Origin of the sequence: Kitasatospora sp. A2-31, from assembly GCF_022288725.1 — a bacterium.
Lineage (GTDB): Bacteria > Actinomycetota > Actinomycetes > Streptomycetales > Streptomycetaceae > Kitasatospora.
Genome location: NZ_JAKNTA010000004.1, coordinates 386,946 through 406,892, shown reverse-complemented (window position 1 = coordinate 406,892; position 19,947 = coordinate 386,946). Strand labels below are relative to the sequence as shown.

Sequence of the window (19,947 nt, the reverse complement as noted above, 5' to 3'; positions counted from 1 at the left end):
TCACTCCGCAGTGGCTCCGCGGCCGGCCGCGTGGCGGGCGCGGGCGATCTCGGGGTAGCGCATCGTGAACATCACCGGGAGGACGAACGCGGCGATCGTCAGCAGCGTCCGGGCCGAGGAGTCGTCCGGCCGGTAGTGGCGCAGCAGCGCGGCCCCGGCGCCGGAGAGCGTGAACGCGACCGCCCACACGGCCGTGATGGTCCGGTTGACCCGGAGGAACAGCGGGCTGCGCCACAACTGCTCGGGCACCTGGGTGCGGGCGATGCCGAGGGTGAACGGCCGGCCGACGGCGAGCGATCCCCAGGCCGTGGCGGCGAGCCAGAGCGAGGAGAGCGCCGACCCGTAGTGGGCGACGGCCGCGGAGTGCGGCACGAGAACGGCCGCGGCGGTGAAGCCGGCGAGGTAGACGACGGCGCTGACCTCGATCACCTGGGCGTCCCAACCGCGGCCCGCCCGGCGCTGGACCACCACGAGGCCCACGGCCAGGACGAGGCCGACGAGGGCGGCCCAACGGATGTCGACCGTGCCGGTGAGCACGGCGACGGCGATCCACGGGACGAAGCTGCGGATGTAACCCATGGCGGTGATGGTTCCCCTGGTGTTCGTGAGATGGGGCCGGTCGACCCGGCGCGGTGCAAGCGCGCGATCGCCGGCGGCCGCCGTTCCGGCGGCCCTCCCCTGCCTGGTGACCATCCTGCTCCTCACGCGCGTGCGGCGGCAGGCGAAGAAGGTGCAAGATTCCGTGCAGGAAGCTGCACGGAACGGGGGACCGATGAGCCTGGAGAGTCTCGGGCTGACGTACGACCAGGAGCGGGTCTACCGCTACCTGCTGCGTGCACCGCACGCCGGAACCGACACCGTCGGGGCCGACCTCGGCATGCCCGCGGCGCGCGAGGTCCTGGCGGAGCTACGGGCGCTGGGGCTGGTCGACGACCAGCTGGTCCCGCTGCCGCCGGCGGCCGCCGTCGACCTGCTGGTGCGCCACCGCGTGGAGCGCACCTCCCGCGAGCTGGCCCGCCTCGACGCGGCCTTCGACGTCGTGCGGGAACTGGCCGAGGAGGCGCGCTGCGGGCGCCCGGTCGAACTCGTCGAGCGGTTCGACACCATCGACGAGGTGAACCGCCGGGTTCAGGCGATGACGCACCGCGCCGAGACGATGAACGCCAAGCGGTTGCCGTTCAACCGGCCGTACGCGGAGTCGGCGGCACGCCGGTACCGCCGGCGCCTGAACGACGGGATGGTCAGCCGGACCCTCGTCGGCGCGGCGGCCCTGGACCTGCCTGATCAGCTGGCCTACGCCCGGCGCTGGCACGCCCTGGGTGATCTGCACCGGGTGACGACGGAGCCGTACTCCCCGTTGCTCGTGATCGACCGCCGGGTCGCGTTCGTCCGTCTCGACCCCGACCGGCCGGACGGAGACACCCTGATGATCCGCCAGCCCGGGATCGTGGCCATGCTCGTCGCCCTCTTCGAGCGGCTCTGGGCGCGCGCCGCCGACCTCGACGGGCTCGGCCTCAGCGCGACCGAGGCACTGGTCCTCCGCGCGCTGGCCGAGCAGGACAAGGACGAGAGCGCCGCCCGCGCGCTCGGCATGTCCGTCCGCAAGTACCGCTCCCACGTGGCCGAGCTGATGGGCCGGCTCGGCGCCACCACCCGGTTCCAGGCCGCCCTGCGTGCGAAGGAGCGAGGCTGGCTCTGACCGGGCGGGCCGGCGCCGCTCTCGACGCCCGGGCGGGCGGTGCGCCAGACTCTTCCCCGACGACACCTGCGCTCCCCACGCACCGGCAGACCGCGCCCAGAACCGCACATCGGAGAGCACACGTGACCACGAGTCAGCAGCTGGAGATCACCTTCTCGTCCGGCCGGTCCGGCACCGGGCCGGCCACCTGGGGACAGCAGGCCGTCTGGGACGCCGTCCACCGGCTCGCACCCACCGACGCGCCGCGGTACAACATCACCACCGCCGCCCCCCTCGACCCGGGCCTGCCGCTCCCGGTGGTGCTCGGCGCCCTGGAGCAACTGCTCCACCTGCACGACTCCCTGCACACCCGGCTCCACCCGGACGCGGACGGGCGGCTGCGGCAGACCGTCGACCCGGCGGGCCGGCTGGCGGTGCACCTCCGCCGCGCCGACGGCGGCCTCGACGGCGCGACCGCGGCCGGCGCCGCGCTGCACGACGAGCTGGCGGCGCTGCCGTTCGACTGCGCCGGGGAGTGGCCGATCCGGGTGGGCCTGGTGGAGCAGGACGGCGCCGTGCGGCACATCTCCCTCGTGCTCTCCCACACGGCGGTGGACGGCGCCGGGATGGGCCTGCTGGTGGCGGACCTCACCGAGCTCTCCCTGGGCGTGCCGCCGGCCGCCATCCGCGACCGCCGCCCCGCCCTGCAGCCGCTGGAGGAGGCCGGGTTCCAGACCTCCCCGCGCGGCCTGCGGCGCGACGCCAACGCCCGCGCGCACGCGGTGCGCAAGCTGCGCTCGGGCCCGCCGCGGCTCTTCCCGCCGGCCCGGGAGGACACGGCGCCGCCCTTCCCGAACGCCGTGCTCGACTCGCCCGCGCTGCTGCGCGCCGTCGACCTCGTCGCGGTCGGCCACCGGGCGAGCGGCTCCTCCGTCCTGCTCGCCGCGGTCGCGGCGATGACGGCGCGGCTGTCCGGATCGCCGGACGCCGTCCTGCAGGTCATCGTCGACAACCGCTTCCTGCCCGGTCTCGCCCACGCGGTCAGCGTGGTGGCCGGCGACGGTCTGCTCCACCTTGCCGACGTCGACGAGGAGTTCGGGGCACTGGTCCGGCGGACCCACGCCGCCACCATCGCCACCTACCGGCACGCCTACTTCGACAAGCGCCTGCTGGACGAGGAGGTCGCCCGGCTGACCGCCGAGCACGGCCCGCTCGCCGACCGCTCGTGCATCGTCAACGACACCCGCGACCTGCTCCCGGCGGCCCCCGCCACCCCGGCGGGGGGCGCCGCCGCCGGCGAGACCCTCGCCGAGGCGCTCACCCGGACCACCCTCGAGTGGCCGCGGGAGTTCGAGCCGCGCCCGGGGCTCACCTACGCCCTGGACGTCCTCCGGACCGCGGACGCGCTGCGGCTGGCGCTCACGGCCGACGGCTCGGTGCTGCCCCGGGCCGCGATGGAGCGGTTCCTCCTCGGGATCGAGGACCTGATCGTCACCGAGGCCCGCTCCCTCTAGACCTGCGGTGCGGGGCGCCTCCCCGGCGGCGCCCCGCACCCGTCACCCGGTCAGTGCCGGTGCTCGTGGACCGAGTTGGTCTCCTGGATCTTCTTCCACGACTTCGGCTCGCGCGGCTGCTCCCCGGCGCCCGGAGCCAGGGCCGCCCCACCCGGTGCCCCGGCTGCGGCCGCGACGGCCGCCGGGACGCCGGCGGAGGAGACGGCCGGCTTCGCGGGCGTGAACAGCCAGGTCTGGAACAGGTCCGCGAGCGGCTTGCCGGAGACCTGCTCGGCGTACGCCTGGAACTGCTGGATGGTGGCGTTGCCGAACCGGCGCTCGGCCGGCCAGCCCTTGAGGATCCGGAAGAACTTCTCGTCGCCGACCGCGTTGCGCAGCGCCTGGATCGCCACCGCGCCCCGGTCGTAGACGGCGCCCGCGAACTGGTGGTCCGGTCCCGGGTCGCCGGGCTCGACGGTCCAGAAGGCGTCGCCGGCCGGGTAGGAGGAGTAGACGTAGTCGGCGAGCTCCTGCGCCGTGCCCTCGTTCTCGTGCTCGGACCAGAGCCACTGCGAGTAGCGGGCGAAGCCCTCGTTCAGCCAGATGTCGCTCCAGCGCTGGACGGAGACGCTGTCGCCGTACCACTGGTGGGCGAGCTCGTGGACCACCACCGAGGTGTTGGAGCCGCGGGCGAACTGGGCCGGGCTGTAGAAGACCCGGGTCTGGGTCTCCAGTGCGTAGCCGGTGGGCACGTTGGGCACGTAGCCGCCGGCCGACTTGAACGGGTACGGGCCGAAGTACTCGCTGAGCCAGTCCACCAGCTCGCCGGTGCGCTCGACGCTGGCCCGCGCCGCACCGTCGTTGTCGCCGAGGTCCTTGCTGTAGGCGGTGATGACCGGCAGCCCGCTCGGCGTGGTGTCGGTGCGGACGTCGAACCTGCCGATCGCCAGAGTGGCCAGATAGGTCGCCTGCGGCTCGGTCTCGCGCCAGCTGTAGCGCGTCCAGCCGGCCTTGGAGCTCTGGCCGACCAGGCGGCCGTTGCTGATCGCCTGGGTGCCGTCGGGCACCAGGACGGAGACGTCGTAGGTGGCCTTGTCGGTGGGGTGGTCGTTGCTCGGGAACCACCAGGCCGAGCCCTCCGGCTCGTTCGCGGCGACGCCGCCGTCGGGGGTGCGCAGCCACGCGGAGTAGCCGCCGCGCTTCACCTCGCCGGGCTTGCCGGCGTAGCGGACCACGACGGTGACCGTGCTGCCCCGGGTGAGCGTCCGGGCCGGGGTGATCTCCAGTTCCTGCTCACCGGTGCTCGCGAACCCGGCGGTGCGCCCGTTGACCAGGACCTCCTTCACCCCGAGCACGAAGTCCAGGTTGAACCGGGTGAGGTCCTGGGTCGCGGTGGCCAGGATGGTCGCCGTGCCCTCCAGCTCGTCCGTGGCGGGCTGGTACTTGAGGCGTAGGTCGTAGTGCGAGACGTCGTACCCGCCGTTGCCGGCGTTCGGGTAGTAGGCGTCGCCGATGCCCGCGGCGCCCGGTCCGGCCTGGGCGGCGGAGGCGGGGACGGCGAGCAGCAGGGCGAGAGCGCTGGCGGCGGCAGAGACGATCAGCCTCTTGCGCACGGTGGTCCTCCAGGGTCACTGGGACAGTGGGTCGCAAGGATCCCTGTCCCGGTGAACCCTGGTGCACTCCTGTCTTCTGAAATGTTCATGCGAAGAAACAGGCCGAAATCGTGCAGCCGCCCGCCCGTCACGCGGCGCCGCACCACGCCCCGGGCGCCGGGCCGCGTGACGGGTGCGCCTCAGGCCCCGAGCGCCACCGGCGCACGCACCAGCGAGCCGTACTCCGTCCACGAGCCGTCGTAGTTCTTGACGTGCGGGAACCCCAGCAGCTCGGTCAGGGCGAACCAGGTGTGCGCGGAGCGCTCCCCGATCCGGCAGTAGGCGATCACCTCGCGCTCGGACTCCACGCCCTGCCCGCCGTACAGCGCCCGCAGCTCGTCCGCGGAGCGGAACGTGCCGTCCTCGTTGGCCGCCTGCGACCAGGGGATGTTCACCGCGCCCGGGATGTGCCCCGGCACCTGCGCCTGCTCCTGCGGGAGGTTCGGGGGCGCCAGCGCCTCGCCCCGGAACTCGGCGGGCGAGCGGACGTCCACCAGCACCGCGTCCGAGCCGGGCTTGGCGAACACCTCCGCCCTGGCCAGCACCTCGTCGCGCAGCGCCCGCACCTCGGGGTGCTCCGGCCCCAGGAGGCGGTAGCCGCTGTGCTGGTAGTCCATCACCTCCTGGGTGAGGTCGCGGCCCTCCAGCTCCCACTTCTTCCGCCCGCCGTCGAGCAGCTTCACCGGCTCGAACCCGCGCAGCCGCAGCAGCCAGTAGGCGTAGGCGGCGAACCAGTTGTTGTTGCCGCCGTAGAGCACCACCGTGGTGTCGTCCTCCACGCCGGCCGCGCGCAGCAGGTGCTGCACGCCGGCGCGGTCGGCGTAGTCGCGCCCCACCCGGCTGTGCAGGTCGGTGGTCCAGTTCCAGCCGACCGCGCCGGGGATGTGTCCCTGCTCGTACGCGGCGGTGTCCTCGTCCACCTCGACGACGCGGATCGTCCCGTCGTCCAGGTGGTGGGCCAGCCACTCGGTGGGGACCAGGGCCTCGGGGTGTGCGTAGCCGCTGCCGGTCATCGCCGCCCTCCTTCGCGCACGGAGCCCGGACACCTTCGAACCTACGTCCGACCGTCCGGCGGGGCCACCCGCGGACACGCCCTGCCGGGCCCCGGCACCGGCTCCCGGGTACGCCCCGGCCGCCAGCGCCGGCACCCGGCGCCGGTCACGCCGCGGAGCCGTTCGGCCTCGCCAGGTAGTACAGGTTGAGCACGTCCCCCTCGACCTGCTTGACGTCGACCGAGCCGAACCCGGCCTCCGCCAGCATCCGCCGGGCGGTCTGCTCGCCCCAGACCGTGCCCAGCCCCGCACCGCCCTCGCCGAGCGAGACCGTCATGCAGTAGAACGTCGAGAAGGCGTAGAGCGCCGGTCCCAGCGGGTGGTCGACGTTCTCCTCCAGCCGGCTGCTGGCGGCGATGTCGCCCATCAGGAAGACGCCGTCGGGCCGCAACGCCCGGGCGACCGCCGCCAGCGTCTCGGCCGGGCGGGCCAGATCGTGGATGACGTCGAACGCGGTCACCAGGTCGTAGGCGCCGGTCAGCTCGGCCGAGTCGACGACCTCGAAGCGGGCGTTGTCGATGCCGCGCCGGGCGGCCTCGGCCTTGGCGGCGCCGATGCCCTTCTCCGAGATGTCGACGCCGGTGAACCGGCTGGCCGGGAAGGCCCGGGCGAGGATGTTGACGGCGTGCCCCTCACCGGTGCCGATGTCCAGCGCGTCGATGCCGGCGCGCAGCCGGTCGGCCAGCCCCGGCACCAGCGGGACGATCCCGTCCACCAGCGCCAGGTCGTAGACCCGGGCGCTCTCCTCGGCCTGCAGCGCCTGGAACCGCGGGTACGCCGAGTACGGCAGGCCGCCGCCCTTGCGGAACGCCTCGACGATCTGCTGCTCCACCTCGCCCATCAGCGCGAGGTACTGCATCAGGCCCGCCATGTTCTCGGGCCCCGCGGCCCGGGTCAGCGAGGCCGCGTGCTCGGGCGGCAACCGGTAGCGGGCCCCGTCGGGGTCGTACTCGACGAAGCCGCCGACGACCATCCCGCCGAGCCACTCGCGGACGTAGCGCTCGTTCAGCCCGGCGGCGTCGGCGATCTCCGTGCTCGTCGACGGTTCGAGCCCCGCCATGGTGTCGAAGAGCCCGGTCTGGTGGCCGACGCTCGTCATGAATCCCAGGCAGGCGTCGTTGAGCACCTGCACCGTGCGACCCGCGAACTCCTCCTGCTTCGCCGGGTCCGGTTCCCGAACGGACATCGTTCCTCCTCCGCCGGCGGGACCTTCACGAACCCTCCCCTCGTCACGCTACGCCGCCGCCGCTCACCGGGCACGCCGCCGGCGGGGCCCGCCTACCGCCCCGGCGGCCAGGGCACGATCCGGTCCCCGGTGCGCGGGCCGGCCGCGACCGGCCGGGCGGAGGCGGTGCCCCCGGCCCCGAGCGCGCGGTAGGCACCGAAGCCGGCCGCTGCGAGCACCGGCACGACGTGGAGGATCAGCGGTCCGCACGGATCCGGGCGGGCAGCCCGGCGACGGGTGAGGGCACGGCCGCTCCCGGTGTCGAGCCACCGGAACGATCCCAACCGATCGCCGGACTGTCCCGTGCTTCGCCGGAAGTGCTCCTGAACCCGGCTCAGGAGAAGACGACCGAACGCAGCTTGAGCCGGTCACCGAGCTTCTTGCCCGGGTTCATGACGTAGAAGGTGTCGCCGCTGCAGTCGAAGTCGAGGAAGACCGTGGCCGTCGACGCGGTGAGGTTCTGGGGTGCGAACGCGGGGTGTTCCTCCGTCGCACCGAACAGGTTGATGCAGCTGCGGCTCTCCGGGTCGGCGATGCCGGCCGGAACGCCGGGACCGACCTTGTAGAGGAAGTCACCGACCGCCGCGTTCGCGGACGTGGGAACGGCGAGGACGAGGGCGACCGCACTGGCGGCGGCGATCGTGGCGTTGCGCAGACGCATGGGGGATGGGCCTTTCGGGGCGGTGCTCAGCGGCACCGGGAGAATTGGTGCGAGATCACCCTAGAAGCCCGAAAACCGCAGAAACGGTTCTTCCAATCCACTCGTTCGAGTGGTTTAGCCTCCAATCCCGCTACCCACTGCACCCATCCCTCATACACCGTCAGTTCGGTGGCGCTGTGAAGTAGTACCCCGAGTCGATCAGCACCGGCAGGTACGCCTTCAGCGCGGCCACCGTCTGCGACCGGTCCCCGCCGCCGTCGTGGTTGAGCACGATCGCGCCCGGCCGCACGTCCTTGAGGACCCGGTCGGTGATCACGACCGTGCCCGGCCGGGCCCAGTCGCGCGGGTCCACCGACCAGGCCATGTTGCGCATCCCGAGGTCGGCGGCCACCTTGAGCGACGCCGAGGACCAGTCCCCGCCCGGGGCGCGGAACCAGGTCGGCTGCCTCCCGGTGGTGCGGTGCAGCAGGTCCGAGGTGCGCTCCAGCTCGTCGCGGACCTTGCCCTCGGTGAGCTGCCGCAGGTCCGGGTGGGTCCAGGTGTGGTTCGCGATGTGGTGACCCCGGGCGGCGATCTCCCGCACCAGGTCGGGGTGCTGGGCGGCGTTCTCGCCGACCAGGAAGAAGGTGGCCCGGATTCCGTACTGCTCCAGCAGGGAGAGCACGGTCGGGGTGTACCGCGGGTCCGGGCCGTCGTCGATGGTCAGCGCGACCACCCGCTTCTGGCCGTCGAGCTCGTACACCGGCTTGGACTCGTCCGCCGTCAGCACCCGAGGCGCCGCCACCGGCGCGCCCACCGCCGCGGGCGGCGCCGAGGCGGCGGACGACACCGGGGCGGACGGGGGCCCGGACGCCGACGGCGAACCGGCCGGCGGCGAACCGGCCGGCGGCGAACCGGCCGATGACGGCGGCCCGGAGGCGGGGCCGGGAGCGGCCCCGGGCGTCTCCGGAGCACCCGCGGCCCCGGCCTGCGGCGCTCCGCCCCCGTCCTGGACCCCCCGGCAGCCGGCGACGCCCAACAGGGACATCCCGGCGGCGACCAGCAGCAACCTGCGCGAAGTAATCTGACGATCAGACAGCATCTTCGATGCTTCCCCCGTCCGGCTCCGCGCCTCCCACGGGCAACCCCGACGGCCGCCAGCGTCACTCCGACGGCCCAGGCCGGGCGGCCGTCGGCGCCCGGCGGCACCCCGGCCTGCACGCGCGGTGACCGGACTCCGACCTGGACCGCTACGCTGACCCTCCCCGATGTGATGATCTGCGCCCAGAGGACGTGGCCATGACGACAAGTCAGGACTTCCCCGCCGGTCCCGCCGACCAGGAGGCCGAGCCGAGCCAGTGGGAGCGCTTCGGCGTCGACACCACCACCCCGCACTCGGCCCGCGTGTACGACTTCTGGCTCGGCGGCAAGACCAACTTCCCGCCGGACCGCGCCATGGCCCTGGCGATCGAGGAGGCCGTCCCCAGCATCAAGGCGATGGCCGGGGAGAACCGGGCGTTCCAGAAGCGCGCCGTGCGCCGCCTGGCCCGGGAGTACGGCGTCCGCCAGTTCCTCGACCTCGGCACCGGCATCCCCACCTCGCCGAACACCCACGAGATCGCCGAGTCGGTCAGCCCCGGCACCCGCGTGGTCTACGTCGACAACGACCCGATCGTGCTGGCCCACGCCCGGGCGCTGATGGTCGCCACGCCGGACAGCCGCACCACCTACGTCCACGCCGACCTGGGCAAGCCCGCCGAGCTGCTCGGCGACCCGGCCCTCACCGCCACCCTGGACCTCGACCGGCCGGTCGGCCTCCTGATGATCGCCGTCCTGATGCTGATCGCCGACGAGGACGACCCGTGGGCCAAGGTCGCCGCCCTGCGCGACGCGCTGCCCTCCGGCAGCTTCCTCGCGCTGACCCACCCCACCCAGGACTTCGACCCGGAGAGCGTCGCCAAGGTCACCGCGGCCGCCCGGGCCGGCGGGATGACGCTGGTGCCGCGCACCCGCGGGGAGGTCGAGCGGTTCTTCGACGGCTGGGAACTCGTCGAGCCCGGCGTCGCCCCGGTGATGGCCTGGCACCCGGACGGCGAGCCTCCGGCCGACCCGCACGCCGCCTACTACTGGGGCGCCGTCGCCCGGAAGCCGTAGGACCGGGGCCCGGGCGCGGGCCGCCGACCGAGCCGGGGCTCGGTGCGCGGCCCGGCGCGCTACTTCAGCAGCCGGGAGAGCCGGCGGTCCGCCAGCGGCTTGCCGCCGGTCTGGCACGTCGGGCAGTACTGCAGCGAGGAGTCGGCGAAGGACACCTCCCGCACGGTGTCCCCGCAGACCGGGCACGGCTGCCCGGTACGGCCGTGCACCCGCAGCCCGAGCTTCTTCTCCGCCTTCAGCTCCCCCGCCGCGAGCCCGCGGGAGCGCTCGACCGCCTCGCGCAGCGTGCTGCCCAGCGCCTCGTACAGCCGGGCCGTCTCGTCCTCGGTCAGGCTCGACGCCAGCTTGTACGGGGACATCCGCGCCGCGTGCAGCACCTCGTCCGAGTAGGCGTTGCCGACCCCGGCCAGCACGCTCTGGTCCCGCAGCACGCCCTTGAGGCGGCGCCGCTCACCCTGCAGCAGGGCGGCGAAGTCCTCCCGCGTGAACGCCGGGTCCAGCGGGTCCGGACCGAGCCGGGCGACGCCGGGCACCTGCCCCGCGTCCTGCACCACGTACACGGCCAGGCCCTTCTTGGTCCCGGCCTCGGTGAGGTCGAACCCGTCGCCGGCCTCCCCGGCCAGCCGCACCCGCAGGGCGAGCGGGTTCTTCGCGCTCGGCCGGGGCGGCTCCTCGGGCAGGTGGTCCTTCCAGCGCAGCCAGCCGGCCCGGGACAGATGGACGACCAGGTGCAGGCCACCGGCCTCGATGTCCAGGAACTTGCCGTGCCGGCTGACCAGGCCGACCACGCGGCCCTCGAGCGCCGTCACCGGCGGGTCGTAGGTCTTGAGCGCACTGATCGCCACCGGCTGCACCCGGGCGATCTCCCGCCCGGACAGCCGCTCGGACAGGAAGGCGGTGAGGGCCTCGACCTCGGGCAGCTCCGGCATGCGCCCAGTCTCGCGCAGCCCGGCCGCTTCCGCCCACCGGCCGCGCCGGGGCCGCCGGCCCCGGTCCGGGCCGCCGGCCCGTTGCCCGGGCGCGCCCCGGGGAGCAGGCTGGAGGGAGCCGCGACACGTCAGGCTCCCGGCCGTCCGAGGAGGTCCGGCCCCGCCATGAGCACGCTTGAGGAACAGATCGACGTCGACGCCCCCGTGCTGGCGGCATGGGAGCAGTTGCACCGGGTCCACGACTACCCGTCCTTCGTCGACGGGGTGCGCAGCGCCCAGCCGCACGGCCGCAACCTCGCACACCTCGCCGTGGAGGTCGACGGGGTCCGGTGGGACGTCGAGGCCGAGATCACCGACCGGGGGCGGGGCCGGGTGATGGCCTGGCGGACGCTGGACGGCCTGCAGTTGCAGGGCGCGTTCGCGCTGCTGCCGCTCGACCGGGAGCACACCCGGGTGCAGATCCGGGTCGAGTACGACCCGGAGACGGTCCACGAGGCTTTCGGCGGGCCGCGCGGCTTCGCGCTCGCCGGGGCCGTCGAGCGGACCGTGCGGGCGGACCTCGCGCACTTCCGGGAGCTGGTGGAGGCCCGGGTGCGAGCCGCCGCCGATCCGGGTCCGGAGGAGCCGGCGGAGGCCGGCGGCCCGGCCTGACCGGTCGGGCCCGGCCACCCCGGCCCATCCGCCGTGCGGCACGGGGCCGGCCCCCTCCCCCCTGCGTAAGCAGTACATAAGCGCAGGTCAGGGCGGGTGGTGAGGATCTTCACAGCGGACCGCCGGGTCGGTCGTCCACGATTCAACCTGTGGCAGACTCGGATGCCGTGACCACCGACCCGGCCCCCAGGACGCTCCGCGCGGCGATCTTCGCCGCGCTGGTCGTGCTGCTCGCCGGGCTCGGCCAGGTGCTGGTCACCGGCCGTCCGCTGCCGCTCGGCACGCTGGCCGCGGCCGGCGCCGCCGTCTTCGCGGTGGCCTTCGCCCTCGCCGGCTCCGAGCGCGGCTACCCCGCGATCGCGGCGGTCCTCCTGCCGCTGGAGCTCGGGCTGAGCGCGCTGTTCGACCTCGCCCAGAGCACCTGTCCCGCCCTCCCGCCGGGCTCCGCCCGCGGGTTCGAACCGCTGCTCTGCGGCGGCGGCTCGCTCGGCGGCCTGCTCGCGGGCCACGGGCTCGCGCGCCCCGCCGGGGTGCTCGTGCTGCTGGCCCTGCACACGGCGATCGCGCTGGCGGCGGCCTTCTGGCTGCGCCGGGCCGACGCCGCCCTGACCGGCCTGGCCCGGTCGGCGCGCATCCTCGCCGACTTCGCCCGGCGCCTCCCCGTCGCGGCCGCCCGCCGGCTGCTGCTCCTGCTCGCCGCGCCCGTCCCGGGCCGCCCGGTGGCCCGGGTGCCGTTCCCGCGGGCCAGCCGGATCCGCGTCCCGGTCGAGGACGTCCTGCTCAGCCCCGCCGTCCGGCGCGGCCCCCCGGTGCCCGCGCCGGCCTGCTGAGAACCTCCGCCCCCGCATCCGCGGCCTCTCCGCCGGTCGTCCCGCCGCGCGCCCCGGCGCGCCCGCCCCGCTCCGCGCCGGCGGGCACCCGCTGCCCGCCCCGCGCCCGAGCACCCGATCGAGAGCACAGGACGACACCCCCATGAGCAAGAAGCACCGCACCTCCCGCCCCACCGGGAACGCCGCCTCCCGCGCCGCCACCGAGCGGATGCGCGAGGAGCGCGAGCGCACCGAGCGGTCGGCCCGGATCCGCCGCCGGACCGTCGTCGGCGCCGCGAGCGCCGCCGTCCTCGCCCTCGCCGCGGGCGTCGCCTTCGCGGTCGGCGGCGGGTCCGGCTCCGGCGCCGGCGGCCCGCTGGTCGTCCCCGCCCACACGAGCGGTGCCGACGGCACCGTCGTCACCTACGGCAAGGCCGACGCCCCGCACACGCTGGAGGTCTACGAGGACTTCCGCTGCCCGTACTGCGCGCGGCTGGAGACGACCACCGGCAAGACCGCCCAGCAGTTCGCGGACGCCGGCACCTACAAGGTCGAGTACCACCTGGCGACCTTCCTCGACCAGGGCCTCGGCGGCAAGGGCTCGCGCACCGCGCTGGCCGCCGCGGGTGCGGCGCTCGACGAGGGCGTGGACAAGTTCAAGCAGTTCCACGACGTGCTCTACGCCAACCAGCCGGACGAGCGCGAGGACGGCTTCGCCGACGTCGACCACCTGCTCGACCTGGCCGGTCAGGTCCCCGGGCTGAAGACCGACGGCTTCGTCAAGGCCGTCCGCGAGGGCACCTACCTGCCCTGGGCCGACCAGGTGGACAAGGCCTTCGACAGGAGCGGCGTCACCGGCACCCCGACGGTGAAGCTGGACGGGAAGAAGCTCGACGTGTTCACCGGCGGCGCTCCCGTCCCGCCCGAGCAGTTCACCGCGATGGTCCGGCAGGTGACCGGATGACCGCCGCGTCCCCCGCGTCCCCCGCGTCCACCGCCTCCCCCGAGGCCCCCCGTGCCCGGACCTACGGTGCGAGCCGGCCCTTCGCCCTGCTGCTGGTGATCGGCGGCGTGGTCGGGCTCTGCGCCTCGGCCGTCCTCACGCTGGACAGGCTCCGGCTGCTGAAGGACCCCTCGTACGTCCCCACCTGCAACATCAACCCGATCATCAGCTGCGGCTCGATCATGCGCAGCGAGCAGGCCGAGGCCTTCGGCTTCCCCAACTCGCTGCTCGGTCTGGTCGGCTTCGCCGTGGTGACCGCGGTCGGCGCCGGACTGCTGGCCGGCGCCTCCTACCGGCGCTGGTTCTGGCTCGGCCTGCAGGCCGGGACGGTCTTCGGGATCGGCTTCGTGACCTGGCTGATGTACCAGGCGCTGTACCGGATCGGCGCGCTCTGCCCGTACTGCACGGTGGTCTGGGCGGCCGTGATCCCGCTGTTCTGGTACACCACGCTGCACAACCTGCGCTCCGGGGTGATTCCGGTGGGACGCCGACTGCGCCCGGTCGTCCGGGAGGCCGCCCGCTACCACTGGGTGGTCCCCGCGCTCTGGTACGCGGTGATCGTGCTGCTGGTCCTCGCGCGGTTCTGGTACTACTGGAGCACGCTGATCTGACCGGCTCGGCCGCCCGGGGTCGGGCGCCGCCGCCCGACCCCCGGCGAGGCCGCCATGCGCAAGGTCGTCCTCTTCATGTCCGTGTCCCTCGACGGCTACTTCGAGGGTCCCGACCACGACATCGGCTGGCACCGCGTCGACGAGGAGCTGCACCGCCACCTCAACCGCGCGATCGCCCCGCTGGGCGGCCTGATCAGCGGCCGGGTCACCCACGAGCTGATGGCCGGCTTCTGGCCGACCGCCGACCAGGACCCGGGCGCGAGCCCCACGGTGGTCGAGTTCGCCCGGATCTGGCGCGAACTGCCGAAGACGGTGTTCTCCCGCACCCTCACCCACGCGGAGTGGAACACCACCGTCCTCCCCGAGGTGACCCCGGCCGCCGTCGCCGCGCTCACCGCCGGCGAGGGCGGCGACCTCGCACTCGGCGGTGCGAACCTCGCCGAGACCTTCCTCCGCCTCGGCCTGGTCGACGAGTACCGGCTCTACGTCCACCCGGTCCGCCTGGGCCGCGGGCGACTGCTCTTCCCCGCCACGCCGGACTCCACCGACCTCACCCTCCTGGAGACCCGCGCCTTCCCCAACGGCGTGGTCCTCCTGCGCTACGCCCGCACGCCCGTGAGCTCCGCGAACGCCGCAGCCCCCGAGTAGCCGGCCAGGGCGGGGCGCCGGTCGGGCTCCCCACCGGCGCGTTCCGGCCGCGACGCGGGTGGGGTGTGCGTCGTACGATCCGATCACCGGTCGGCGGTCGGAAGGGCCGTCGGCGAGGACAGGTCCCCCGTACTCGACGGGTGTACCGGCGGCGGGGGCCGGGCACCGGGTAAGCGGGGGGATCGGCCGAGGAGGTAGTGGACATGCGGCACCCCACCGACGCTCCGCACATCAAGCCCGAGGGCATCTCGCCACACGCCCTCGGCAACGACACCCTGCTGCACGAGCTGGAGCAGCTGCACCGGACCCGGCACGAGACGTTCCTGTACGGGTCGGAGGAGGCGCTGAAGCGCCACACCCTGCGCACCGGGCAGCTGGAGGCGGAGTACCTGCACCGGTTCCCGAACCGGCTGGTCACGGCCGGGCGGACCAGGGCCGGCGCCCGCGCCCGGGAGGCGGCGGCCCGCGTGGAGTCGCTGCCGGAGTAGGTCGCGCCCCCGTTCCCGGTCCACCGCCCGACGGGACACGCCGGGCGGTGGAGGCGTGCCCGGGGGTGGGCCGTCGGCCAGGGTGGTCTCAGACCGCCGGCCCGCGCTCCGCGGATCCGCCCGCGCGGTCCTGAGCCCGACCGCCCGACCCGAGCAGGACCCCGAGCAGGACACCGAGCCGAACACCGAAGCCCAACCCGACCCCAACGGACACCCGGAGGCCCGACCGTGCCCATCGCAAGCGTCAACCCCGCGACCGGCGAGACCCTGGAGACCTTCGAGGAGCTGGACGCCGCCGGCATCGAGCAGCGGCTGGCCCGCGCCGAGGCCGCGTTCCGCACCTACCGCACCACCTCCTTCGCCCACCGCGCCCAGCTGCTGCGCCGCGCCGCCGACCTGCTCGACGAGGACCGGGAGACGGTCGCCCGCACGATGACCGAGGAGATGGGCAAGCCGCTGACGGCCGCCCGCGCCGAGGCCGCGAAGTGCGCGAAGGCGATGCGCTGGTACGCCGAGAACGCGGAGGCGCTGCTCGCCGACGAGCACCCCGACCCCGCGGACGTCGCCGACGCCGGCGCCGCCCGCGCCTACGTCCGCTACCGCCCGATCGGGGCGGTCCTCGCCGTCATGCCGTGGAACTTCCCGTTCTGGCAGGTGATCCGGTTCGCGGCGCCGGCCCTGATGGCGGGCAACGTGGGCCTGCTGAAGCACGCCTCGAACGTGCCGCGGACGGCCGTGGCCCTGGAGGAGCTGTTCGCGCGGGCCGGGTTCCCGGAGGGCTGCTTCCAGACCCTGCTGATCGGCTCCCGCGCGGTGGACGGCGTCATCCGCGACCGCCGGGTCGCCGCCGTGACCCTGACCGGCAGCGAGCCGGCCGGGCGCGCGGTGGCCGCCACCGCGGCCGACGAGGTGAAGAAGGCGGTGCTGGAGCTCGGCGGCAGCGACCCCTTCGTGGTCCTGCCCAGCGCCGACCTGGACGCCGCCGTGCGCACCGCCGTCACGGCCCGGGCGCAGAACAACGGGCAGTCCTGCATCGCGGCCAAGCGGTTCATCGTGCACGCGGACGTGTACGAGCCGTTCACGGCCGCCTTCGCCGAGGCGATGCGGGCACTGAAGGTCGGCGATCCGATGGAGGAGACCACCGAGGTCGGCCCGCTGGCCAGTCGGCAGGGTCGGGACGACCTGGAGGAGCTGGTCGAGGACGCGAAGAAGCACGGCGCGCGGGTGGAGTGCGGCGGCCGCCGCCCCGAGGGCCACGACGCCGGCTGGTTCTACGAGCCGACGGTGCTGACCGGCATCACCCCGGCGATGCGGATCCACCAGGAGGAGACCTTCGGCCCGGTCGCCACCGTCTACCGGGTGGCCGACCTGGACGAGGCGGTGGCGCTGGCCAACGACACGCCGTTCGGGCTCAGTTCCAACGTGTGGACCGACGACCCGGCCGAGCAGGAGCGCTTCGTCCGGGACATCGAGGCCGGCGGGGTCTTCTTCAACGGCATGACCGCCTCGCACCCCGCCCTGCCGTTCGGCGGGGTCAAGCGCTCCGGCTTCGGGCGGGAGCTGTCGGGCCACGGGATCAAGGAGTTCTGCAACGTGACCACGGTCTGGGTCGCGTAGCGCGGCGTTCCGGCCCGCGCAGCCTTCCGGAGCCCTTCGCCCCAGGCCGGGGGCGAAGGGCTCCGGCCGGATCAGGTGGCCAGCCGCTGCGCGCCCCGGGCGTGCGTCGCCCAGCGCGCGACCATGCCCAGCAGGACGATCAGGGTGATGCCCCAGACCACGCTGAAGACGACCAGCCACGGTATCGAGGTGGTCTGGGAACCGACCGCGCCGAGTCCGAGCGAGAGCCCGACCAGGAAGACCACGGCCGTGGGCGTGATGCTGAGCAGGCCGTGCCAGGCCCGGTGCGCCAGGCCCGGGTGCTGCGGGGCACCGGGGCCGGTGTCGAGTGCCTTGTAGGTGAGCAGGTCCATCTGTGATCGCCTCCGGACGTCGTCGGGACTGCCGGTGAGCAGCTCGCGGGGCCTCACGAGGCCTTGCGGGGAGCTGCGGACTTCCTGGTGCCGGTCTTGGCACCGGCGGTGGTCTTCGCCGTGGCCTTCGCGGTGCTCTTCGCGGTCGTCTTCGCGGTGGTCTTCGCGGTGGTCTTCTTGGCGGCGGTCCTGCCCGCCGTGCTCTTCCCTGCCGCGGCGGCGGTCCGCGTGGCGCCGCCGGTACCCCCGCCGGCGGCAGCCGGCTTCCGGCGGGCGGCGGCGCGCTTGCGGGGCGCAGGCTCCGCCGCCCCCGGCCCGGTCCCCGCCTCCGCGGCGTCCTCCGCCGGTTCACCCGGGTGGCCGCGCCGGGCGCCCTTCGCCTCCCGGAGGCTGCTGCGCAGCGCCTCCATCAGGTCGATGACGTTGTCGGGCGCCTCGCCCGGCTCCTCCTCGTGCGGCAGTTCGACGCCCTGCAGCCGGGCCTCGATGACCTGTTGGAGCGCCTGCTGGTAGTCGTCGTGGAGCTGGGCGAGGTCGAAGTCCTCGGAGAGCGTCTCCATCAGCGAGCGGGCCATCTTCAGCTCCTGCGGCCGGACGACGACCTCCTCCTCGGGCGCGATCCCGGCCGCCGGCCGCACCTCGTCGGGCCAGATGCAGGTCTGCAGCACCAGCGTCCCGTCGTGCACCCGCAGCACCGCCGGGAACTCCCTGGTCCGCAGGGCGATCTTGGTCACCGCGATCTGGCCGGACTCGGTGAGCGCGTCGCGCAGCAGCGCGTACGGCTTGGCCGCGGCCTTGTCGGCCACCCCGACGTAGTAGGCCTTGGAGAACATCAGCGGGTCGATCTCGCCCGCGTCGACGAAGGCCAGCACGTCGATGATCTTCTTGCTGGGCAGCGGCAGGTCGGCGAGGTCCTCGTCGGTGAGGGTGACCGTCCGGCCGTCGGGCGACTCGTAGCCCTTGGCGATCTCGGCGTACGGGACCTCCCGCTCCTCCCGTTCGCAGTACCGCTTCATCCGCACCCGGGCGCCGTCCTTGGCGTGCACCTGGTGCAGCGGTACGTCGTGCTCCTGGGTCGCGGAGTACAGGTGCACGGGGATGCTGACCAGCCCGAAGCTGATCGTCCCCTTCCAGGTCGTCTGCATGGGGGTCGCCCCTCTCCGGAGCCGTCCCGGGGTTCGCGCCGACCGGAGCCTCCCGCTCCGGGAACTCCCACTCTGCCCGCGTTTGCCCGGATCGGCCACAGGATCCGCTCCGGCACCGGACGGCGGAGAATGGGCGGCGGGGACACCGGGGGCGCCGACCCGAGGAGGAGCCGTCATGCCGAGGACCGAGGCGGCACCGCCGCCCGCCCCGCCGCCGGAGCGGACGGTGTACCGGGTGGCGTACACCCTGGCCGGGGAGCGGGCCGTCCGCCGGGCGGAGGTGGCGGTGGTGCCGGGCTACTCGCAGGAGAGCGACATCCCCCGCATCCTGGCCGCCCGCCTCACCGGGAACCCCGCCGACGGGCGGCGGATCGTCCTGCTCGACGTGCGTGAGCGCTGAGGCGGGCGCACCGACCGGACACGGGCGCGAAAGGGCCGACCCGGGCGGCCCTCCGACCCGGCCGACCCGGCCGACCCGGGGCGGCCCGCCGGCCCGCCCGGCTGCGACCTCAGGCCCGGAGCGAGGCCAGCGTGACGACGGTGATGTCGGACGGCGCCCCCACCCGGACGGGCGGGCCCCAGGCCCCGGCGCCGCGCGTCACGTAGAGCTGGGTGTCGCCGTAGCGTTCCAGCCCGGCCACCGTCGGGTTGGCCAGCTCGGCGAGGTAGTTGCCGGGCCAGAGCTGGCCGCCGTGGGTGTGGCCGGAGAGCTGAAGGTCGACGCCGTGCCGGACGGCGTCGTGGACGGTGACCGGCTGGTGCGAGAGCAGCACCGAGGTACGGGCCCGGTCGCGGTCGCCGAGCGCCTTGGCGAAGTCCGGCCCGTCGCCCTCGCCCTCGCCGGCGAGGTCGTTCACCCCGGCCAGGTCGAAGCCGGACAGCTCCACCCGAGCGTTCTGCAGCGGGTGCACGCCCAGCTCGCGGACGAACTCCACCCAGGGAGCCGCGCCGGAGAAGTACTCGTGGTTGCCGGTGACGAAGAAGGCGCCGTCGCGGGCCCGCAGCTGCGCCAACGGCTCGGCAGCAGAGCCCAGTTCGGGCACCGTCCCGTCCACCAGGTCACCCACGATCGCGATCAGGTCGGGCTGGGTGCGGTTGATGGTGTCCACGATCCGCTGGGTGTGGGCACGGCCGAGGATCGGTCCGAGGTGGATGTCGCTGACCACGGCGATCCGGTATCCGTGCGCCTGCCGGGGCAGCCTGGCCAGCGGCACGGTGACCTGCTTCAGCCGCGGTCCGCGCAGCACCCCGTAGGCGCCGTTGCCGACCACGGCCGCCGCCGCGCCCGCGGCGCCGATCGCGACCGTCCGGGCGACGAACAGCCGGCGCTCGGGCGACGGCACCGCCGGCACCGGCTGATCCCGGGTCTCGGCGGAGGCCGCCGCAGCCGCCGCCTTCCGGCGCGGCAGCCGCAGCAGCAGGGGACGGACTGCCTCCCCGACCGCGAGGGCCAGCAGCAGGTAGAGCAGCACCGCGAGCCAGAGGAAGCCGGGCCAGGCGAACCAGCGCTCGACGGCGAGCGGGAACTTCCGCCCGCCGAGCAGCGCCCCCAGCGACAGCAGCGGCAGCGCCACCGCGAGCACGGTGCCGCTCCGGCGCCACCACCCGCCGGGCGCGGACACGTCGCGCACCAGGCGCCGCCAGAGGTACCAGTGCGCGAGGGCCAGCACGGCGAGCACCGCGAGGAGGCCGAGCAGGACGAGGACGATCATCACGCGGACAGTATGTCCGCCCGGCCTTGCCCGCCCGCCGCTGGGTCCGGCGCGGCCGCGAGATCGCCCCGAAAGCCTCCGAGACAC

General features: G+C 74.4%; 22 protein-coding genes. 11 read left to right on the top strand and 11 right to left on the bottom strand.

Annotated elements, in window-relative coordinates; translation table 11 throughout:
- Positions 1-579 carry a hypothetical protein gene (locus MCM47_RS14015; protein ID WP_238861896.1) on the bottom strand — a complete coding sequence of 193 codons (579 nt, stop codon included), beginning with the start codon at positions 577-579 and terminating at the stop codon, positions 1-3.
- Positions 580-772: 193 nt separating this feature from the next.
- Here MCM47_RS14015 and MCM47_RS14010 point away from each other — a divergent pair, with 193 nt between their 5' ends.
- Both MCM47_RS14010 and MCM47_RS14005 read left to right on the top strand, forming a co-directional pair.
- Positions 773-1,699, top strand: a complete 927-nt coding sequence (locus tag MCM47_RS14010; protein ID WP_238861895.1) for a hypothetical protein — start codon at positions 773-775, stop codon at positions 1,697-1,699.
- A 122-nt stretch (positions 1,700-1,821) separates the two neighbouring features.
- Positions 1,822-3,192 (top strand): condensation domain-containing protein, encoded by a 1,371-nt coding sequence (locus MCM47_RS14005; protein ID WP_238861894.1) that lies wholly within the window; start codon positions 1,822-1,824, stop codon positions 3,190-3,192.
- Positions 3,193-3,242: 50 nt separating this feature from the next.
- On the opposite strand, the gene MCM47_RS14000 is transcribed toward MCM47_RS14005, so the two are convergent.
- The 6 genes from MCM47_RS14000 to MCM47_RS13980 all read right to left on the bottom strand — a co-directional run bounded on the left by MCM47_RS14000 (position 3,243) and on the right by MCM47_RS13980 (position 8,590).
- Positions 3,243-4,784: a M1 family metallopeptidase gene (locus tag MCM47_RS14000; protein ID WP_238861893.1), complete on the bottom strand. Its 1,542-nt coding sequence runs from the start codon at positions 4,782-4,784 to the stop codon at positions 3,243-3,245.
- Between the two features lie 179 nt (positions 4,785-4,963).
- Entirely contained in the window at positions 4,964-5,836 is an 873-nt protein-coding gene (locus MCM47_RS13995; protein ID WP_238861892.1) for a sulfurtransferase, read from the bottom strand.
- Between the two features lie 145 nt (positions 5,837-5,981).
- Positions 5,982-7,061 (bottom strand): class I SAM-dependent methyltransferase, encoded by a 1,080-nt coding sequence (locus MCM47_RS13990; RefSeq protein WP_238861891.1) that lies wholly within the window; start codon positions 7,059-7,061, stop codon positions 5,982-5,984.
- A 92-nt stretch (positions 7,062-7,153) separates the two neighbouring features.
- Positions 7,154-7,285, bottom strand: a complete 132-nt coding sequence (locus MCM47_RS41700) for a hypothetical protein (protein ID WP_255752147.1) — start codon at positions 7,283-7,285, stop codon at positions 7,154-7,156.
- A 149-nt stretch (positions 7,286-7,434) separates the two neighbouring features.
- Positions 7,435-7,761 (bottom strand): hypothetical protein, encoded by a 327-nt coding sequence (locus tag MCM47_RS13985; protein WP_238861890.1) that lies wholly within the window; start codon positions 7,759-7,761, stop codon positions 7,435-7,437.
- Between the two features lie 160 nt (positions 7,762-7,921).
- Positions 7,922-8,590, bottom strand: a complete 669-nt coding sequence (locus MCM47_RS13980) for a polysaccharide deacetylase family protein (RefSeq protein WP_238861889.1) — start codon at positions 8,588-8,590, stop codon at positions 7,922-7,924.
- 449 nt (positions 8,591-9,039) lie between these two features.
- Between MCM47_RS13980 and MCM47_RS13975 the strand changes: the two genes are divergently transcribed.
- A complete protein-coding gene (locus MCM47_RS13975) occupies positions 9,040-9,894 on the top strand; it encodes an SAM-dependent methyltransferase (protein ID WP_238861888.1) in 855 nt (284 codons plus the stop codon).
- 59 nt (positions 9,895-9,953) lie between these two features.
- Here MCM47_RS13975 and MCM47_RS13970 read toward each other — a convergent pair whose 3' ends face one another.
- The gene (locus tag MCM47_RS13970) at positions 9,954-10,823 is read right to left on the bottom strand and encodes an Fpg/Nei family DNA glycosylase (RefSeq protein ID WP_238861887.1); all 870 of its coding nucleotides are present in this window, start codon (positions 10,821-10,823) and stop codon (positions 9,954-9,956) included.
- 165 nt (positions 10,824-10,988) lie between these two features.
- Here MCM47_RS13970 and MCM47_RS13965 point away from each other — a divergent pair, with 165 nt between their 5' ends.
- From MCM47_RS13965 to MCM47_RS13935, 7 genes are all read left to right on the top strand, one after another.
- A complete protein-coding gene (locus MCM47_RS13965; RefSeq protein WP_238861886.1) occupies positions 10,989-11,474 on the top strand; it encodes an SRPBCC family protein in 486 nt (161 codons plus the stop codon).
- 149 nt (positions 11,475-11,623) lie between these two features.
- Entirely contained in the window at positions 11,624-12,304 is a 681-nt protein-coding gene (locus tag MCM47_RS13960; protein WP_238861885.1) for a hypothetical protein, read from the top strand.
- A gap of 142 nt (positions 12,305-12,446) precedes the next feature.
- Entirely contained in the window at positions 12,447-13,247 is an 801-nt protein-coding gene (locus tag MCM47_RS13955; RefSeq protein ID WP_238861884.1) for a thioredoxin domain-containing protein, read from the top strand.
- The gene (locus MCM47_RS13950; protein ID WP_238861883.1) at positions 13,244-13,897 is read left to right on the top strand and encodes a vitamin K epoxide reductase family protein; all 654 of its coding nucleotides are present in this window, start codon (positions 13,244-13,246) and stop codon (positions 13,895-13,897) included. The genes MCM47_RS13955 and MCM47_RS13950 overlap by 4 nt, the downstream gene beginning before the upstream one ends.
- Before the next feature lie 54 nt (positions 13,898-13,951).
- A complete protein-coding gene (locus MCM47_RS13945) occupies positions 13,952-14,545 on the top strand; it encodes a dihydrofolate reductase family protein (protein WP_238861882.1) in 594 nt (197 codons plus the stop codon).
- Positions 14,546-14,748: 203 nt separating this feature from the next.
- Positions 14,749-15,033: a DUF6158 family protein gene (locus MCM47_RS13940; RefSeq protein ID WP_238861881.1), complete on the top strand. Its 285-nt coding sequence runs from the start codon at positions 14,749-14,751 to the stop codon at positions 15,031-15,033.
- A gap of 228 nt (positions 15,034-15,261) precedes the next feature.
- The gene (locus MCM47_RS13935; RefSeq protein WP_238861880.1) at positions 15,262-16,650 is read left to right on the top strand and encodes an NADP-dependent succinic semialdehyde dehydrogenase; all 1,389 of its coding nucleotides are present in this window, start codon (positions 15,262-15,264) and stop codon (positions 16,648-16,650) included.
- A gap of 71 nt (positions 16,651-16,721) precedes the next feature.
- Here the strand turns inward: MCM47_RS13935 and MCM47_RS13930 are convergent, their stop codons facing one another.
- Together MCM47_RS13930 and MCM47_RS13925 are read right to left on the bottom strand one after the other, a co-directional pair.
- Positions 16,722-17,003, bottom strand: coding sequence for a hypothetical protein (locus tag MCM47_RS13930; RefSeq protein WP_238861879.1), 282 nt, complete (start codon positions 17,001-17,003; stop codon positions 16,722-16,724).
- A 53-nt stretch (positions 17,004-17,056) separates the two neighbouring features.
- The gene (locus MCM47_RS13925) at positions 17,057-18,148 is read right to left on the bottom strand and encodes a Ku protein (RefSeq protein ID WP_238861878.1); all 1,092 of its coding nucleotides are present in this window, start codon (positions 18,146-18,148) and stop codon (positions 17,057-17,059) included.
- Between the two features lie 175 nt (positions 18,149-18,323).
- Here MCM47_RS13925 and MCM47_RS42570 point away from each other — a divergent pair, with 175 nt between their 5' ends.
- Positions 18,324-18,548 (top strand): hypothetical protein, encoded by a 225-nt coding sequence (locus tag MCM47_RS42570; protein WP_305067975.1) that lies wholly within the window; start codon positions 18,324-18,326, stop codon positions 18,546-18,548.
- A gap of 109 nt (positions 18,549-18,657) precedes the next feature.
- Here the strand turns inward: MCM47_RS42570 and MCM47_RS13915 are convergent, their stop codons facing one another.
- The gene (locus MCM47_RS13915) at positions 18,658-19,860 is read right to left on the bottom strand and encodes a metallophosphoesterase (RefSeq protein ID WP_238861877.1); all 1,203 of its coding nucleotides are present in this window, start codon (positions 19,858-19,860) and stop codon (positions 18,658-18,660) included.
- Between the last annotated feature and the right edge of the window lie 87 nt (positions 19,861-19,947).

Bases quoted from the DNA above. Each gene is read 5' to 3' on its own strand.
- MCM47_RS14015 (WP_238861896.1), bottom strand. From the start codon at position 579: ATGGGTTACATCCGCAGCTTCGTCCCGTGGATCGCCGTCGCCGTGCTC.
- MCM47_RS14010 (WP_238861895.1), top strand. From the start codon at position 773: ATGAGCCTGGAGAGTCTCGGGCTGACGTACGACCAGGAGCGGGTCTAC.
- MCM47_RS13995 (WP_238861892.1), bottom strand. From the start codon at position 5,836: ATGACCGGCAGCGGCTACGCACACCCCGAGGCCCTGGTCCCCACCGAG.
- MCM47_RS13990 (WP_238861891.1), bottom strand. From the start codon at position 7,061: ATGTCCGTTCGGGAACCGGACCCGGCGAAGCAGGAGGAGTTCGCGGGT.
- MCM47_RS13985 (WP_238861890.1), bottom strand. From the start codon at position 7,761: ATGCGTCTGCGCAACGCCACGATCGCCGCCGCCAGTGCGGTCGCCCTC.
- MCM47_RS13975 (WP_238861888.1), top strand. From the start codon at position 9,040: ATGACGACAAGTCAGGACTTCCCCGCCGGTCCCGCCGACCAGGAGGCC.
- MCM47_RS13970 (WP_238861887.1), bottom strand. From the start codon at position 10,823: ATGCCGGAGCTGCCCGAGGTCGAGGCCCTCACCGCCTTCCTGTCCGAG.
- MCM47_RS13965 (WP_238861886.1), top strand. From the start codon at position 10,989: ATGAGCACGCTTGAGGAACAGATCGACGTCGACGCCCCCGTGCTGGCG.
- MCM47_RS13955 (WP_238861884.1), top strand. From the start codon at position 12,447: ATGAGCAAGAAGCACCGCACCTCCCGCCCCACCGGGAACGCCGCCTCC.
- MCM47_RS13950 (WP_238861883.1), top strand. From the start codon at position 13,244: ATGACCGCCGCGTCCCCCGCGTCCCCCGCGTCCACCGCCTCCCCCGAG.
- MCM47_RS13945 (WP_238861882.1), top strand. From the start codon at position 13,952: ATGCGCAAGGTCGTCCTCTTCATGTCCGTGTCCCTCGACGGCTACTTC.
- MCM47_RS13940 (WP_238861881.1), top strand. From the start codon at position 14,749: ATGCGGCACCCCACCGACGCTCCGCACATCAAGCCCGAGGGCATCTCG.
- MCM47_RS13930 (WP_238861879.1), bottom strand. From the start codon at position 17,003: ATGGACCTGCTCACCTACAAGGCACTCGACACCGGCCCCGGTGCCCCG.
- MCM47_RS13925 (WP_238861878.1), bottom strand. From the start codon at position 18,148: ATGCAGACGACCTGGAAGGGGACGATCAGCTTCGGGCTGGTCAGCATC.
- MCM47_RS42570 (WP_305067975.1), top strand. From the start codon at position 18,324: ATGCCGAGGACCGAGGCGGCACCGCCGCCCGCCCCGCCGCCGGAGCGG.
- MCM47_RS13915 (WP_238861877.1), bottom strand. From the start codon at position 19,860: ATGATCGTCCTCGTCCTGCTCGGCCTCCTCGCGGTGCTCGCCGTGCTG.